11 protein-coding genes are annotated in these 16,391 nt (G+C 62.6%); 6 read left to right on the forward strand and 5 right to left on the reverse strand.

Annotated elements, in window-relative coordinates:
• Window positions 1–139: 139 nt before the first annotated feature.
• On the reverse strand, window positions 140–1,069 hold the full coding sequence (locus tag ABIE16_RS25040) for an NAD-dependent epimerase/dehydratase family protein (RefSeq protein WP_340314791.1): 930 nt from the start codon (window positions 1,067–1,069) through the stop codon (window positions 140–142).
• A complete protein-coding gene (locus ABIE16_RS25045) occupies window positions 1,062–1,946 on the reverse strand; it encodes a sugar nucleotide-binding protein (RefSeq protein WP_008053852.1) in 885 nt (294 codons plus the stop codon). Before ABIE16_RS25045 ends, ABIE16_RS25040 begins: the two co-directional genes overlap by 8 nt.
• 307 nt (window positions 1,947–2,253) lie before the next feature.
• Here ABIE16_RS25045 and ABIE16_RS25050 point away from each other — a divergent pair, with 307 nt between their 5' ends.
• A complete protein-coding gene (locus tag ABIE16_RS25050) occupies window positions 2,254–6,561 on the forward strand; it encodes a DNA glycosylase AlkZ-like family protein (protein ID WP_429522159.1) in 4,308 nt (1,435 codons plus the stop codon).
• Between the two features lie 152 nt (window positions 6,562–6,713).
• Here ABIE16_RS25050 and ABIE16_RS25055 read toward each other — a convergent pair whose 3' ends face one another.
• Complete coding sequence (locus tag ABIE16_RS25055) at window positions 6,714–8,843, reverse strand: mechanosensitive ion channel family protein (protein WP_429522160.1); 2,130 nt, start codon at window positions 8,841–8,843, stop codon at window positions 6,714–6,716.
• A gap of 231 nt (window positions 8,844–9,074) precedes the next feature.
• Here ABIE16_RS25055 and ABIE16_RS25060 point away from each other — a divergent pair, with 231 nt between their 5' ends.
• The 5 genes from ABIE16_RS25060 to ABIE16_RS25080 all read left to right on the forward strand — a co-directional run bounded on the left by ABIE16_RS25060 (window position 9,075) and on the right by ABIE16_RS25080 (window position 14,148).
• Window positions 9,075–10,286: an MFS transporter gene (locus tag ABIE16_RS25060; protein WP_429522161.1), complete on the forward strand. Its 1,212-nt coding sequence runs from the start codon at window positions 9,075–9,077 to the stop codon at window positions 10,284–10,286.
• 203 nt (window positions 10,287–10,489) lie between these two features.
• The gene (locus ABIE16_RS25065) at window positions 10,490–11,092 is read left to right on the forward strand and encodes a DUF72 domain-containing protein (RefSeq protein WP_429522162.1); all 603 of its coding nucleotides are present in this window, start codon (window positions 10,490–10,492) and stop codon (window positions 11,090–11,092) included.
• Entirely contained in the window at window positions 11,089–11,886 is a 798-nt protein-coding gene (locus ABIE16_RS25070) for an endonuclease/exonuclease/phosphatase family protein (protein WP_057713111.1), read from the forward strand. The genes ABIE16_RS25065 and ABIE16_RS25070 overlap by 4 nt, the downstream gene beginning before the upstream one ends.
• Window positions 11,883–13,175: a cardiolipin synthase ClsB gene (gene clsB, locus ABIE16_RS25075; protein WP_407516257.1), complete on the forward strand. Its 1,293-nt coding sequence runs from the start codon at window positions 11,883–11,885 to the stop codon at window positions 13,173–13,175. The genes ABIE16_RS25070 and clsB overlap by 4 nt, the downstream gene beginning before the upstream one ends.
• On the forward strand, window positions 13,162–14,148 hold the full coding sequence (locus ABIE16_RS25080) for a lysylphosphatidylglycerol synthase domain-containing protein (protein WP_429522163.1): 987 nt from the start codon (window positions 13,162–13,164) through the stop codon (window positions 14,146–14,148). Before clsB ends, ABIE16_RS25080 begins: the two co-directional genes overlap by 14 nt.
• 139 nt (window positions 14,149–14,287) lie before the next feature.
• On the opposite strand, the gene ABIE16_RS25085 is transcribed toward ABIE16_RS25080, so the two are convergent.
• Both ABIE16_RS25085 and ABIE16_RS25090 read right to left on the reverse strand, forming a co-directional pair.
• Window positions 14,288–15,046, reverse strand: a complete 759-nt coding sequence (locus ABIE16_RS25085; RefSeq protein ID WP_429522164.1) for an alpha/beta hydrolase family protein — start codon at window positions 15,044–15,046, stop codon at window positions 14,288–14,290.
• Window positions 15,036–16,145, reverse strand: coding sequence for a DUF3182 family protein (locus ABIE16_RS25090; RefSeq protein ID WP_057713107.1), 1,110 nt, complete (start codon window positions 16,143–16,145; stop codon window positions 15,036–15,038). Before ABIE16_RS25090 ends, ABIE16_RS25085 begins: the two co-directional genes overlap by 11 nt.
• Window positions 16,146–16,391 lie beyond the last annotated feature (246 nt).

Raw genomic sequence — 16,391 nt, forward strand, 5'->3', positions numbered from 1 at the left:
TAAAAATGACGGCGACTGCTGCGCAGTCGAACGGGGGCCAGCCCCCTCGCCACAGGAATTACACAAGCTGAAAGTAAATTCCGGCCGTGAAAAAGGCGCCTGTAAAAAGGCGCCTTTTTCATGTCCGCATGGAAGAGATCTATCGCCCCAGCAACCGCGCCAGCCCCACACGCATCGGTGTCTGCTCCGAGGTCGTGAAGCGTTCCAACAGGCGCCGGTTGTTCGCCCGGGAATGACGAATGTCACCGGAGCGTGCCGGGCCGTAGCTCACCGGTGGCAAATTGCCGACCACGGCTTCGAGCGCTTCGAGCATTTGCTTGAGGGTCGTCGCCTGGTTCCAGCCAACGTTGACCGCACCGACTTCGACCTGGGGCATTTCGATGGCCTGCACCAGCAAGTCGACCAGGTCTTCGACGTAGACAAAATCCCGGGTCTGCTCGCCATCGCCGAACACCGTGATCGGCAAGCCTTTCAGTGCACGCTCGCTGAAAATGCTGATCACCCCGGAGTATGGCGAGGACGGATCCTGGCGCGGGCCGTAGATGTTGAAGAAGCGGAAAATCACCGGTTCCAGCCCATGCTGGCGATGGTAGAAGTCGAAGTATTGCTCGCTGGCCAGCTTGTCCACCGCATAAGGCGTCAACGGCGCCTTGGGCGTGTCTTCGTCGATCGACTCACCTTCGCCATTGTTGCCATATACCGCCGCACTGGAGGCAAACAGCACGCGTTTGACCCCGGTCTGGCGCATGGCTTCGCAGACGTTCAGCGTGCCGATGAAGTTGCTCTGGTGTGTGCGCACCGGATCGTCCACAGAGGCCTGCACCGAAGCCACGGCGGCCAGGTGCGCCACGGCGCTGCATCCAGCCATCGCCTGGGCAACCAAAGCCGCATCGGCCACGTCACCGACGATCAGTTCGACCTTGGGATTGTCCAGCGGCAGATTGCTGTGCTTGCCGGTGGACAGGTCATCGAGAATCCGCACCGCATGGCCCTTGGCAAGCAGGGCGTCAGTCAGGTGTGAACCAATGAAACCGGCACCACCGGTGATCAAAACGGGGCCGTCAGCCATGGCGATAGAACCTGTCCAGTAGACCGGGAAGCGCCGCACGCCAGGCGCGTGGTTTGATTCCAAAGGTGTGCAGAATTTTTTTGCAGGCCAGTACCGCGTGTTGCGGTTCTTCGGCGGCATCCGGACGCGCGGCGTGGGCCTGGGCGGTCGGGGCTTCGATGGCCAGCGGATGCAGGCTTCGGGCTTCGGTCAGAATCGCCTGCCCCAGCGCCAGCGGCGTGGTCGCCTCATGCCCGGCGTAGTGGTAGGTGCCCCACAGCGGCGCGGCGCAATCGAGTTGCTTGAGCACTGAAATGATCACGCGGGCGGCATCGTCGACCGGCGTCGGATTGCCCCGTCGGTCGTCGGCCATCAGCAGCTCTTCGGGTTGTTCGGCACGGGCGAGGAAGCGGCCAAGGGCACCGTCCGGGCTGTCGTCCAGCAGCCAGCCGAAACGCAGCAGCACGTGTTGCGGGCAGGTGGCGCGCACGCTTTGCTCGATCCGCCACAACGCCTGACCCCGCAGGCCCAGGGGCACCGGTTCGTCTTTTTCGCTGTAGGCGGTGGCACGGGAGCCGTCGAACACGCGATAGCTGGAGGGTTGCAGCAGGACGATGTTGTGGTGCTGGCACAGTTCCGCCAGACGCTCGATCGCGCGCTCCTGGCCGGCCAGGCGCGATTCGCTCACCGCCTCGGCCTGAAACCAGTCGAAGTAGTAGGCAAGGTTGATCAATGCATCGGGACGGGTGTCGTCGAGCAGTTGTGTCAGGCTCGCGGCATCCCAGCCGTCTTCGGGCGGGCGGGGGGCGAGGAAACCGATGTCTTCCTCCGCACCGAGGCGAATCAGCGCCTGCCCAAGGGCATTTCCGCCGCCCAGTAACATAAGGCGCATTCGCATAGAGTCAGCAGGCCCAGTCTGATTGAAACGATGGCTTTATCGACATCGCGCCCAGGCGATGTCGTTGATAATTGCCGGAATCGTTGCATTTTGCGGGTTTAGTGCGCAACCGTCACCCGTAAAGTGTAGATCCGGGGGATTTGTGGTGCTGTCACTGGCCTCATCGCGAGCAAGCTCGCTCCCACAATGGTTTTGTGTAAGCCGCCCCTCTGTGGGAGCGAGCTTGCTCGCGATGGGGTCCTGTCAGTCAACAGAGATCCCCAAGCGGTACTTGCATCTTGGCCCACCCACCCGCATAACTTGCTGCATGAACCTGCCCATTCCCGCAGACAGTGCCCTGAGCGGCTTCCACCCTGCCGTCAGCGCCTGGTTCAGCCACACGTTCCCGGCGGTCACCGCCGCCCAGGCCCGGGCGTGGCCGTTGATCCGCCAGCGCCGCTCGACCCTGGTCGCCGCGCCCACCGGTTCCGGCAAGACCCTCACCGCCTTTCTCGCCGTCATCGATGACCTGGTGCACCGCGGCCTGGAAAGCCCCGAAGGCTTGCCCGACGCAACCCTGGTGGTCTACGTCTCGCCCCTCAAGGCACTGTCCAACGACATCCAGATCAACCTGCAAAACCCGCTGGCCGGCATTACCGAGCAATTGCGCGTGATGGGCCTGCCCGAACTGCAGATCAGCACCGCCGTGCGCACCGGCGACACACCGCAAAAAGATCGTTCGGCAATGCGCAAGACCGCACCGCACATTCTGGTGACCACGCCGGAATCCCTGTATGTGCTGCTCGGCTCCGACTCTGGCCGGCAGATGCTCGGCACCGCACAAACAGTGATTGTCGACGAGATCCACGCCATGGCTGCCAGCAAACGTGGCAGCCACCTGGCACTGAGCCTTGAACGCCTGCAAGCCCTCTGCCCGGAACCACTACTGCGCATCGGTCTGTCGGCCACGCAAAAGCCCATCGAAGCCGTCTCGCGCTTCCTTGTCGGTCGCGACCGCCCGTGCGAGATCGTCGACATCGGCCACGCCCGCCCCCGCGACCTGGACATCGAAGTACCGCCCGTGCCGCTATCGGCCGTGATGGCCAACGATGTCTGGGAGTTGGTCTACGACCGCCTCGCCGCCCTCGCCCGGGAACACCGGACCACGCTGATCTTCGTCAACACTCGACGTCTGGCCGAACGCCTGAGCCGGCACCTGAGCGAGCGCCTGGGCAAGGATGCCGTGGCCGCCCACCACGGCAGCCTGGCCAAGGAATTTCGCCTGGATGCCGAGCAGCGACTCAAGCGCGGTGACCTGCAAGTGCTGATCGCCACGGCGTCGCTGGAACTGGGGATCGACATCGGTGACGTCGACCTGGTGTGCCAGATCGCCTCGCCGCGTTCGATTGCCGGGTTTCTGCAGCGGGTCGGCCGTTCCGGACACCAGGTCGGCGGCACGCCCAAGGGCCGTTTGTTCGCCACCACCCGGGACGACCTGATCGAATGCGCCGCGCTGCTCGACTGCGTGCGCCGGGGCGAACTCGATACCTTGCTGATCCCGCAAGCGCCGCTGGACGTGCTGGCGCAGCAGATCATCGCCGAGGTCAGTTGCCAGGAGTGGCCGGAACAAGCGCTACTGGAGATGCTGCGCCGCGCCTCGCCCTACGCCGGACTCGACGACAAACACTACCAGGCGCTGCTGCACATGCTCGCCGAGGGTTACAACGGGCGACAGGGTATCCGTAGCGCCTACCTGCATCGCGACGCTGTGAGCCGCACCCTGCGCGGCCGCCGGGGCGCGAAACTGACGGCGGTGACCAGTGGCGGGACCATTCCGGACAACGCCGACTACAGCGTGCTGCTGGAGCCTCAAGGGCTGAACATCGGCACCATCAACGAAGACTTCGCCGTGGAAAGCATTGCCGGGGATATCTTCCAGTTAGGCAACACGTCCTATCGGATCCTGCGGGTGGAAACCGGCAAAGTCCGGGTCGAGGATGCCCAGGGCCAGCCGCCGACCATTCCGTTCTGGCTCGGTGAAGCACCGGGGCGCAGTGCCGAATTGTCCTCGGCGGTGGCGCGCTTGCAGGCACAACTCGATGACCTGCTGGGGGCTGCGCCAGGTAACTTGCAACCAGCGCTCGACTGGCTGACCGAGACCCTGGGTTTGAACATCGCCAGCGCCGAACAACTGGTGGATTACCTGGCCCGTGCGCGACAAACGCTGGGTGCCCTGCCATCCCAAGACACGCTGCTGATGGAGCGCTTTTTCGACGAGTCCGGCGGCACGCAACTGGTCATTCACACGCCGTTCGGCAGCCGCATCAACCGCGCCTGGGGCCTGGCCCTGCGCAAGCGTTTCTGTCGCACCTTCAATTTCGAATTGCAGGCCGCCGCCAGCGAAGACGCCATCGTGCTGTCGCTGTCCACCAGCCACAGTTTTGAACTGGACGACGTCTGGCGCTACTTGCACAGCAACAGTGCCGAACACATCCTGATTCAAGCCGTGCTCGACGCGCCGCTGTTCGGCGTGCGCTGGCGCTGGAATGCCGGCGTGGCCCTGGCGCTGCCGCGCTACAGCGGCGGGCGTAAAGTCCCGCCGCAAATCCAGCGGATGAAAAGCGAAGACCTGATCGCCAGCGTGTTTCCCGATCAGATCGCCTGCGTGGAAAACCTCGCCGGCGAACGGGAAATTCCCGACCATCCGCTGGTAGAGCAAACCCTCGACGACTGCCTGCACGATGCCATGGACAGCCAAGGCTGGCTGGCCTTGTTGCGGCGCATGGAACGCGGCGACATTCGCCTGATCAGCCGCGACTTGCCGGCGCCCTCGCCGCTGGCGGCGGAGATTCTCAGCGCCCGGCCCTATACCTTTCTCGACGATGCACCGCTGGAGGAACGTAGAACCCAGGCAGTGCTCAATCGGCGCTGGAGCGACCCGCAATCCACCGACGACCTCGGCGCCCTGGACGCCGAGGCGATTGCCGCCGTGCGCGACGAAGCCTGGCCCGCGCCCTGCGGGGTCGACGAAATGCACGAGGCCTTGATGAGCCTGGCGTGCATCACCGATACCGAGGCCGGCACCAATCCGCAGTGGTTCGACTGGCTCAACACCCTGGCCGACAGCGGCCGCGCGAGCCGTTTGCAGATCAACGCCGGGCAATCGCTGTGGCTGGCGCTGGAGCGTCTGACCTGCCTGCGGGCGATTTATCCCCAGGCCGAATTGACGCCATCGCTGCAAGCGCTGCCGGACTTCGACGAGGTCTGGGAAGCCGACGACGCCATCCTCGAACTGATCCGCGCACGGCTCAGCGCCTTCGGGCCACTGGCGCTCGATCGCATTGCCGAACCACTCGGCTTGCCCGCTGCGCAGGTCAACCAGGCCCTGGCGCAACTGGAACGCGAAGGCTACGTGCTGCGCGGTCGCTTTACCCCGGGTGCCACCCGGGAAGAATGGTGCGAGCGGCATTTGCTGGCGCGGATTCACCGCTATACGGTCAAGCGCCTGCGCCGGGAAATCGAACCGGTGGCGTTGCAGGATTTCATGCGATTCCTGTTCGACTGGCAGCATGTGTCGAGCGCAAGCCAGGGTCAGGGCGCCGCGGTACTGCCAGCCATCGTCGCGCAATTGGAAGGCTACCCTGCTGCCGCTTCAGCCTGGGACAGCGACATCCTGCCGGCGCGGATCAAGGACTACTCGCCGACCTGGCTCGATGAGCTGTGCCGCAGCGGCAGACTGGTGTGGACGCGCCTGACTGCGCACAACAAAAGCGCCAGCACCGCGCTGCGCAGCACGCCGATTTTGTTGCTGCCGCGCAACCGGGTCGGCCTCTGGAGCGGCTTGACCGAACAGACGCCGGTCAGCGAACTGTCGCCGAAAACACAAAAGGTCCACGCCGCCCTCAGCCAGCACGGCGCGCTGTTTTTCGATGAGCTGATCCATGAGGCCCATCTGCTGCGTTCGGAACTGGAAATCGCCCTGCAGGAACTGGTGGGCGCGGGGCTGGTGAACGCCGACAGCTTCGCCGGGTTGCGTGCACTGATCACCCCGGCCAGCAAGCGCCAGCCACGCAACAGTCGACGCGGGCGCGGGGCATTTATCGGTGGCATGGACGACGCCGGGCGTTGGGCCCTGTTGCGACGCACGCCTGTCGCGCCGGTGGTGCAAAACCAGCGGACGCCTGCCGATACCCTTGAGCACATCGCCATGACCTTGCTGCGCCGTTACGGCGTGGTGTTCTGGCGTTTGCTGGAACGTGAGGCGGACTGGTTGCCGAGCTGGCGCGAACTGCTGCGTACTTTCCATCGCCTGGAGGCTCGCGGCGAGATTCGTGGCGGGCGTTTTGTCAGTGGCCTGGCGGGCGAGCAATTCGCCCTGCCCGAGGCGATCCCCTTGTTGCGGGAGGTGCGGCGTCGGCCCCATGACGGCAGCCTGGTCGCGGTGTGCGGGGTCGATCCGCTGAACCTCGCCGGCACGCTATTGCCCGGCGCGAAAGTCCCGGCACTGGCGAGCAATCGGCTGGTGTATCGCGACGGGTTGGCGGTTGCTGCCGAGATTGCCGGCAAGCAGCAGTTCTGGTTGGAGCTGGATGAACGGGCGATGGCTGAAGTGCGTAGTAAGCTTATCCGGCATTAATGTCGTCTGGACCGGCCCCATCGCGAGCAAGCTCGCTCCCACAGTGATCTCTGTTGTGCCGAAAATTTGTAATCACAGAAGATCCCCTGTGGGAGCGAGCTTGCTCGCGATGGGGCCAGACCAGCCACTGAAAGCCTCAAGTACAAAACTGACTATTGAGACCGCGGCCGCTCCGGCATCAACACTGCCGAATGCTCCGGTGCGGTATCTCCCTCCTTCAGTGGCTCGACAGCATGCCTGGGCACCAATGCCTGCTGTGGATAAGTTTGCGCGAAGTTCACCCACGGGCAGTTATCCACAAGCTTTTTCAAACGCTGGTTGAAAGCCCGGCTCACCGCGTATTGACCACCGGACACCGTACGGAATTGCGCGGTCAGCACTACACCGTTGAGGTCCATCTTGTCGACGCCAAACACATCCAGCGGCCCTTGCAGGTTGTAGCGCAGGAACGGGTCGTTGCTGATGGAGTGCCCGGCCTCGCGGATCAGTTCGATGGCCTTGTCGACATCGGTGTCGTAGGTGAATTGCACCGAGAAAAACGCATAGGCGAATTGCCGCGATTGGTTGGTCACGGCCTTGATCTGCCCGAACGGCACCGAGTGCACGAAGCCCTTGCCATCGCGCAGGCGCAAGGTACGGATGGTCAGGCCTTCGACGGTGCCGGCATGCCCGGAATCGAGCACCACCCAGTCACCGATGGACAGGGTGTCTTCGATGATGATGAACAGCCCGGTAATCACGTCCTGCACCAGTTGCTGGGAGCCGAAACCGATCGCCAGGCCGATGACCCCGGCACCTGCCAGGAATGGCGCGACGTTGATCCCCAGGTTGGCCATGGTGGTGATCGCGCAAATCACCACCAGGATGATTTTGATCGCGTTGCGCAGCAGCGGCAGGATGGTTTTCACCCGCGTACTCGGCTGGCGCGCCGAGCGCTTGTTGGTTGGCGGTTTCAGGGCTTCCTGAATCGCCGTGTCGAGCACCACCCAGACCATCCAGGTCACCAGCAGGATCAGACCGATGTGGCCCAGGGAATCACTGATCGCCCGGCCCACGGCATTGGTCACCGCGAATTCGAACAGCGACACGCCCCAGATCCGCCCGAGGATATCGATGAACACGATGGCCATGGCGATGCGCAACAAGGCATGTGACAAATTGAGAAAGCGCTCCTTGTAGGCGCTGCCGCGGCGCAGGTCCGCTTCGCTGCGCGTCTTGAACAGATGATGCAGCGTGGTGCTGAGAAACACCGTGGCGATCAGCAGCACCGTGGTGAACAAGGCGCTGCGCAGCACTCTCTGGTTGTCCACCCCGGCGCCGATCAGGTTGATGATCGAAACCAGGACCATCAATAGAATCGGCCAATACCAGAGCCCGGAAAATATCCGCAGGGTTTCACGCAACGCCGGCTGGCTGAGGCGCTGGGCCAGCGGCAGGATACGGATCACATGGGCGACCGGGCGACGCATGCGGATCACCAGCAAGCCGAAGGAAATCGACGCTGCCAATCCAGTGAACACGGCGATGCTGCTGGTGAGATTACTGCCCAGTTGATGGGCGATCTGCGGGCTGGTCAGGGCATCGCTCAGGGCCACCAGAAAACCGATGCCGAACAGCGGTCGTGGGCTGTGTTGTCGAATAATCTGCACCGCCCGCCGCTTGTGTCCGGCATTGAACATCACCACCAGCGACAGCACCAATGACGCGGCAAAGATCCCGGCACTGGTGGCATAGGCAAAACACAACGCCAGCGCCCGTCCCGCCGATATCGGCAAAAGCTGGCTGGCATAAATCGTCAACGGCAGACTGATCACCGCCGGAAGGGTGTAGGGCAACACGTAACCGAGCAACGCCTGGCCCCGTTCGCGACTGAGCAGCAGACGGTGCTCGCACAGGCGCCTGGCGACCATCCGCCCAAGCAGCCAAAGACAGGCAAACACGGCCGCCCACACGCAGGTCAGCAGCAGGAAATCGCCGGCGACGCGCCAGGGCGAACGGGCCGATGGCTTATTGACCAACTGATCCACTTCATCGGCCGCGAGGTCGGCACGCAGGCGCCAGACGTCAAAGAGGTTTTCGTTGAGATCGAGTTTGGTCTGGACCTCGTCGATGCTTGAACTGATGGCTCCCAGTAATCCGCCTTGCACCAGCGGTTCGGGATGGGCCGGCGGAGTCGCGGCGGTCGCGGTGGTCGGCAGCCCCGGTATCGCGGCGGCTTCCAGTTGCTCGCTACCCACAAACAGCAACGCTCCCAGCAGTATCGCGGTCTTGAGCCTGATCAAAACACCCGCTCCTTTGGCTGTGTCGGTAAGGAACTGATCGAGAAATGTCGGGCAAGTTCGGATATTGCCCGCAGATAGCAGGACGGCGATGCCTTCCTGTGCCACAGACTAACACTCGCGCTCGCGATCTTTGCGCCCAAGGCAAATATCAAATGCTCGTCCCTGTATTTTTCCGCACGACCCGAACCACGACACTGCGCTCCATCGAATGAATCCACCGGAGTTGCAGCCATGCCCATTGCCTTGCTCGCGCTGACCCTCAGCGCCTTTGCCATCGGGACGACCGAGTTCGTCATCGTTGGCCTGTTACCCACCATCGGCGCCGACCTCGGCGTCAGTCTGCCATCCGCCGGCCTGCTGGTCAGCCTGTATGCCCTTGGCGTTGCCGTCGGCGCCCCGGTGCTGACCGCCCTCACCGGCAAGGTTCCGCGCAAATTGCTGCTGTTGTCGCTGATGGTGCTGTTCACCCTCGGTAACCTGCTGGCGTGGCAAGCACCGAGTTACGAGTCGTTGATCCTCGCACGGATCGTCACCGGCCTGGCCCACGGGGTGTTTTTCTCGATCGGCTCGACCATCGCCACCAGTCTAGTGCCGAAGGAAAAAGCCGCCAGCGCGATTGCCATCATGTTCACCGGCCTGACCGTAGCGCTGGTCACCGGCGTGCCGCTGGGGACATTCATCGGCCAGCATTTCGGCTGGCGTGAAACCTTCCTCGCCGTTTCGGCCCTGGGCGTGATCGCCTTCATCGGCAGCTTGATCTACGTGCCGAAAAACATCGCCCACAGCAAACCCGCATCGCTGTTGCAGCAATTGCAGGTGCTCAAGCAACCACGCCTGCTGCTGGTGTATGCGATGACGGCCGTCGGCTACGGCGGCTCGTTCATTGCCTTTACCTTCCTCGCGCCGATTCTTCAGGACCTCTCCGGCTTCAGCGCCAGCACCGTCAGCCTGGTGTTGCTGGTCTACGGCATCTCCGTGGCCATCGGCAACATCTGGGGCGGCAAACTGGCGGACAAGCGCGGCCCGATCAGCGCCCTGAAAATCATCTTTGCCCTGCTCGCCGCCGTGTTGTTCGTGCTGACTTTCACCGCCGGTAATCCTTGGCTCGCGCTGGCCACCGTGCTGGTCTGGGGCGCCGTGGCATTCGGCAACGTGCCGGGGTTGCAGGTGTATGTGGTGCGTCAGGCTGAGCATCACGCCCCGCAGGCGGTGGACGTGGCGTCCGGCCTGAACATCGCAGCGTTCAACCTCGGCATTGCCGGTGGCGCGTGGGGCGGTGGCCTGATCGTCGCCCACATGGGGTTGATTCACACCGCATGGATCGGTGGCCTGGTGGTGTTGGTGGCGCTGGCATTGACCGCGTGGAGTGGACGTCTTGATCGCCTCGGCCCAGTGTTCGCCGAACCGGCTGAGGACTCTGCCCGCGTTATTACTGCCCACTGATAACCCCTGTGGGAGCGAGCTTGCTCGCGATGACGGCGGTCCATTCAATATGGATGTGACTGATAAACCGCCATCGCGAGCAAGCTCGCTCCCACACTTGTTCGGTGTTGTTCTGTAGAAAATTTACCGTCCGTAGCCCCATCGAAACTTTTGCCGCCGCAGCGCAGTCACCCAAAGACATGGGTAAGTAGTCCGGAGGCGACATGGCGGCGATTCATATCGGTATTTCAGGCTGGCGCTACACGCCCTGGCGGGGAGACTTCTACCCCATTGGCCTGACCCACAAGCGCGAACTGCAATTCGCCTTGCGGGCGGTCAACAGCATCGAAATCAATGGATCGTTCTACGCACTGCAGCGCCCCGAACGCTATGCCGTGGAAATCCGCCATGACAGCTTTGTCGATCCGCTGTTCGTCCGCTTGCTCAAGCGCTACAACACGGCCCTGGTCATCGCCGACACCGCAGGTAAATGGCCGTATCGCGAAGACATCACCAGCGATTTCGTCTACCTGCGTCTGCATGGCGCCGAAGCACTCTATGCCAGCGGTTACACCCCGCAGGCACTAAAACGCTGGGGCGAACGAATCGAAGCCTGGCATCACGGCCAGCAACCGGACAATCCACAATTGATCGCGCCCCGGCAGAAGCCAAAGGCGTGCAAATCCCGGGAGGTGTTCTGCTATTTCGATAACGACGTCAAAGTCCGCGCCCCCTTTGATGCACGCCACTTGCTGCAACGCCTGCACCTCGAAAAAAACCTCGCCACCGTCCCCGGTGAGCCTGCGGCCGAGGGCGTGTTGCCATGAGCATTCCAGAGCCGGTCGGCGTCACGGACGAGCAGACCCCCATCAACACGACAGTGCAACGCTTCACCGTGCTGACGGTCAACACCCATAAAGGTTTCACCGCACTCAACCGGCGCTTCATCCTGCCGGAACTGCGTGAAGCGGTGCGCAGCGTGTCTGCCGATGTGGTGTTTTTGCAGGAAGTCCACGGCACCCACGAACAGCATCCCAGGCGCTACACCAACTGGCCGGCGATGCCGCAATACGAATTCCTTGCCGACAGCCTGTGGCCGCAGTTCGCCTATGGCCGCAATGCGGTGTATCCGGCGGGCGATCACGGCAATGCGCTGTTGTCGAAGTTCCAGATCATCCGCCACGACAACCTCGACGTGTCCATCAGCGGCCACGAGAACCGCGGGCTCTTGCATTGTGTGTTGCGCTTGCCCGGCGACGGCCAGGAGGTGCATGCGATTTGCGTGCATCTGGGGCTGCGCGAAACCCATCGCACCGCGCAACTGAAGCTGCTCGCCCAGCGCCTGGACGCCCTGCCCGGCGACGCCCCGGTGATTGTCGCCGGGGACTTCAACGATTGGCGCCAGCGCGCCGATGCATTGCTCACACCCAGCGGTTTGCGCGAAGTCTTCGCCGAGCACCATGGCAAACCGGCGCGCAGTTTCCCCGCGCGCTTGCCGGCATTGCGCCTGGACCGCATCTACGTACGCAACCTCAAGGCCAGCCATCCGCAAGTGCTGACCTCCCGGCCCTGGTCGCACCTTTCCGACCACGCCCCGCTGTCGGTGGAGATCGAGCTATGAGCAGCCAGTTGATGGAAAAAAACACGCTGGAACACATCCCCGCTCCGCCCACCCGCGAGCCGACAGCGGTCGATGTCGAATACGGCTGGCAAGGCAGCAATCGGGTCGAGTTGCTGGAAAATGGCGAGGCGTATTTTCCCCGGGTGTTTGAAGCCCTGCGCCGGGCGCAAAATGAAATCCTGTTGGAGACCTTCATTCTGTTCGAGGACAAGGTCGGCAATGAGCTGCAACAGATTTTGATCGAAGCCGCCCAGCGTGGTGTGCGCACCACCGTCAGCCTCGACGGCTTCGGCTGCGGCGAACTGAGTACCGGGTTCCTAAACGCCCTGACCGCGGCCGGCGTGCACCTGCAAATGTTCGATCCGGCACCGAAACGCCTGGGCATCCGCACCAACTGGTTCCGGCGCCTGCACCGCAAGATCGTGGTGGTCGATGGCACCGTCGCGTTCGTCGGCGGGATCAATTTTTCCGCCGATCATCTGGCCGACTTCGGCCCCGAGGCCAAACAGGATTATTCCGTGGAAGTTCAGGGTCCGGCCGTTGCCGACATCCATCACTTTGCCCTGCTGCAATGCGGTCGCCCGGCGCGCGCCAAATACTGGTGGCACCGCCGTCGGCAGCGGCGTTCGGAACTGGCCTTCAGCGATCACGATGGCCAGGTGCGGCTGGTGTACCGCGACAACGGGGAACACCAGACCGACATCGAGGAGGTTTACCGCCAGGTATTGCGCCAGGCGCAGCGCCGGGTGGTGATCGCCAACGCCTACTTCTTTCCAGGGTTCCGCTTGTTGCGCGAGATCCGCAACGCGGCCCGCCGAGGGGTGGATGTGCGGCTGATCCTGCAGGGCCAGCCAGACATGCGGGTGGCCAGGCTTGCGGCGCGCATGACCTACGATTACCTGCTCAAGTCCGGGGTGAAGATCTACGAATATTGCGACCGTCCACTGCATGGCAAGGTCGCACTGGTGGATGAAGACTGGAGCACCGTAGGCTCCAGCAACCTCGACCCGTTGAGCCTGTCGATGAACCTGGAAGCCAACGTACTGATCCGCGACCGTGGCTTCAATCGAGTTCTATTCGATCGCCTGGAAGACCTCAGCGACAACCATTGCAAGGTCATGTCTCACGACATCGCGCCACGCGGGCGTGTCTGGCACATGACCGTCGGCTTTCTGGTGTTTCACTGCCTGCGGCATTTCCCGGCGTGGGCCGGTTGGTTGCCGGCGCATAAACCTCGCCTGAAACACATTCCTCCTCCGACCGGGGCCGCTGACCATGAACCGCACTGAGCCCCACACGGCAACTCACGCCAAAAGCTCTGGCAAGTCGCACTGGAACCGCTGGAAACGACCGCTGACGATGCTGTTTTTCCTGATGCTGATCGTGCTGTTCACGATGCTCGCCCAGCGCATCGAATGGAACGAAGTGTTCGATACCCTGGCCGATTTCAAGGTGCGCACACTGATCATTGCCTCGGGGCTGACCCTGGTGAGTTTTCTGGTGTACGCCTGCTTCGACCTGATCGGCCGCACCTACATCCGCCAGAACCTGACCTGGAAGCAGATTCTGCCCGTGGGGATCATCAGCTACGCCTTCAACCTGAACCTGAGCGCCTGGGTCGGTGGCATCGCCATGCGATACCGGTTGTATTCGCGGCTCGGGGTCAGCAAGAGCAACATCGCGAAAATCCTCGGTCTGAGCCTGGCGACCAACTGGTTCGGTTACATGGTCATTGCCGGCGCCATGTTCAGCAGCGGGCTGGTACGCATGCCGCCGGGCTGGAAGCTCAGCAGTAGCGCACTGCAAGGCGTGGGGGTTTTGTTATTGCTGCTGAGCGCCGGATACCTGGTGGCGTGCCGGTTTGCCAAACGTCGGGAGTGGGTGATTCGTGGTGTGGAGATTGACCTGCCGTCGCCGCGCATGGCCGTGCTGCAACTGGCCCTCGGTGCCCTGAACTGGTCGCTGATGGCAGCGGTGATCTTCACCTTGCTACCGAACAAACTGGACTATCCACTGGTGCTGGGCGTGCTGTTGATCAGCGCCATCGCCGGGGTCATCACTCACATCCCGGCCGGGCTCGGCGTGCTGGAAGCCGTGTTTGTGGCGCTGCTGCAACACGAGGCTTCGCGGGGCAGCCTGGTGGCTGGACTGCTGGCCTATCGGGCGATTTATTTCATCCTGCCGTTGTTGATTGCCCTGGTGATGTACCTGCTGGTGGAAGCCAAGGCCAAGTCATTGCGGATTGCGAAGAAACCCAAGTGATTTTGTACCGGTTGTGAGGACGCCTTCGCGGGCAAGCCCGCTCCCACAGTGTCTGTTGGTGGATGCAGATTCCATGTACACCCTCGATCCTTGTGGGAGCGGGCTTGCCCGCGAAGGGGCCCGCAAGAACACCCCAATATCAAGATGATTGAATAATGCTCAAACGCTCCCCCACCACCATCTCGGTAATCCAGCCGACAAGGATCGAGGTGTAGGCCTGCTGCGAAACCGGGTCGTTCAGCGCATGGTCGGCGCCATCGATAATGCGATGGGTCAGCGAGTGAGTCTGCTGGCACGCCGCGCGGTAACTCATGATCGTTGAATGGGGCACGTAGTCGTCGGTCTCGGACTGCACCAACAGGACATCCCCGGTGAATTGCGAGCAGGCGTGCAAGGCACGATTGCTGTCGGCACGCACCAGGGTGCTTCGGTAATCACGCAGATCCAGCTTGTCCAGGTCGCGTTTCGGCGCGTGCCATTGCTCGTCGCGATACAGCGCCGGCACCCGCAGCGCCAGCCAGCGCACGGGCCTCAGCGAGGTCAGAATCGAGGCCAGATACCCCCCGTAACTGGTGCCGACCACGGCAATCGCCGAGGTATCGAGGGCCGGGTGCGCGAGCAAGCGGTCATAGGCCGCCAGCAGGTCGCGCAAATTGTCTTCCCGGGTCACCCGGGACAATGGAATGCCGGTGCCACCGGTGTGCCCGCGCAGGTCAAAGGTCAGGCACACGCACCCCAACCCGGCGATACCTTTGGCGCGTTCCAGATCCCGCTCCTGGCTGCCGCCCCAACCGTGCACAAAGAGCACGCCGGGGACTTTCGATTTGGGACTCAGGAAGGTCCCGCTCATCTGTTCGTCGTCGATGTCGATCTGAATGGATTCGCTTCTAGCCGTCATAGGGTTTAACCGTCACGTACTTGAGGAGAAAGTCACTGGCCTGCGCCGGCCCGCGGTACACCTCGATGGCGTCCGCCGGCAGCGGCTGGTCGATGTAGGTTTCCACCGAAGACACACGAATCGCGCAGATCCCCGGATCGTTGACGAAATTCTGCAAGGCCGCGACCTCGGCGCTGCTGGCACCGCCCATGCGCCAGGACTGTTCGAGCACACCGCTGCGTGGCCGGCCATCGCTGCCGACGCCCTGGGCGATGTCGTAGTTGCGCCGTGAGGCATAGAAACCTGGGTAGGCTTCATCCGCCGCGCTGTCGAACACCTGTGCCTGGCGGATCGCCAGTTGCACGTCTTCCGGCAGATCCAGCTTCAACAATTCGTCATAGCCGCCGGGCACCACCAGCAGGTTGGACCCGCCATAAACCTGTTCACCCTGAGCGTCCTCGGTCAAGTATTGATCACCGCAGTAACTGAGTACCTTTGCGCCGATAAAACTCTGGCCGACGCTGTGGGTGATCACCTGGTCCAGGTCCTGCTCGAGCACCACGCCTTCGGTGAACATCGCCTCGGCCTCGGGCTGGGCAAGCAGCTCATCGAACTCGTCGAGGCTTTTGATCACTTCCTGACCACGTCCGGCACAGGCATGAATCGGTTTCAGGCGGATCGGCCCGGTGTACAGCAAATGCTCCGCCGCCGGGCGCGCATCCTTCAGGGAGAACACGCTGAGACCGTCGAGCACCACGCTGCGCACCCGCTCGGAAAACAACGGAGCCCAGCCTCGCGGCGCATGGGCATGGTGGTTGAGCAATCCGTGACTGATGGCTTTGGTGCAGATGAAGTCGTGGTCGACATAACCGCCCCACAAATCCTCAGGCCCCTTGACCCCCAGTTGCCGGGCAGCCGCAGCGCCCACAAGGGTCTGGGTCGGCAACAGGTAGAGGTCTCGCCCTGCATGCAGTTGCGGGTCGTAGCTGCCGCCGTACTTGAGCCCCAGTATCTGCGCCAGCCAGCGGGCCAATGCGCGGTTGGTTTCAACTTCGTGCACTGGCGCGTCGGCGAGCACTGAATGGGCGACCACCAGTTTCCTGCAGTTTGCCGGGGTCATGCATCCCCCTTCAATCGACGTTTGATGAATGTAGCTGAAGGGGTGCAGAGATCAGGCCAAGGCCCGTTGAGGGAAAAGGGGTTTTAAATCAGCTCGTTGCGCAGGAAGTGATGGCATGTGGCCTGTTTTATTCTGCACGACGCCCTTTGATACTCCGGCATTTTGCACGATTCCAGCCCACACGCCCGACCCTGTGGGAGCGAGCTTGCTCGCGATGAGGGAATGACATTCAACATTTATGTAGCA

Origin of the sequence: Pseudomonas sp. 2725 (assembly GCF_050434585.1) — a bacterium.
In the GTDB taxonomy this organism is placed as follows: Bacteria; Pseudomonadota; Gammaproteobacteria; order Pseudomonadales; family Pseudomonadaceae; genus Aquipseudomonas; species Aquipseudomonas jessenii.

Coding starts and splice junctions, on each gene's coding strand:
- ABIE16_RS25065 (WP_429522162.1), top strand. CDS start 10,490: ATGGCGGCGATTCATATCGGTATTTCAGGCTGGCGCTACACGCCCTGG.
- ABIE16_RS25050 (WP_429522159.1), top strand. CDS start 2,254: ATGAACCTGCCCATTCCCGCAGACAGTGCCCTGAGCGGCTTCCACCCT.
- ABIE16_RS25040 (WP_340314791.1), bottom strand. CDS start 1,069: ATGGCTGACGGCCCCGTTTTGATCACCGGTGGTGCCGGTTTCATTGGT.
- ABIE16_RS25090 (WP_057713107.1), bottom strand. CDS start 16,145: ATGACCCCGGCAAACTGCAGGAAACTGGTGGTCGCCCATTCAGTGCTC.
- ABIE16_RS25085 (WP_429522164.1), bottom strand. CDS start 15,046: ATGACGGCTAGAAGCGAATCCATTCAGATCGACATCGACGACGAACAG.
- ABIE16_RS25060 (WP_429522161.1), top strand. CDS start 9,075: ATGCCCATTGCCTTGCTCGCGCTGACCCTCAGCGCCTTTGCCATCGGG.
- clsB (WP_407516257.1), top strand. CDS start 11,883: ATGAGCAGCCAGTTGATGGAAAAAAACACGCTGGAACACATCCCCGCT.
- ABIE16_RS25045 (WP_008053852.1), bottom strand. CDS start 1,946: ATGCGAATGCGCCTTATGTTACTGGGCGGCGGAAATGCCCTTGGGCAG.
- ABIE16_RS25080 (WP_429522163.1), top strand. CDS start 13,162: ATGAACCGCACTGAGCCCCACACGGCAACTCACGCCAAAAGCTCTGGC.
- ABIE16_RS25070 (WP_057713111.1), top strand. CDS start 11,089: ATGAGCATTCCAGAGCCGGTCGGCGTCACGGACGAGCAGACCCCCATC.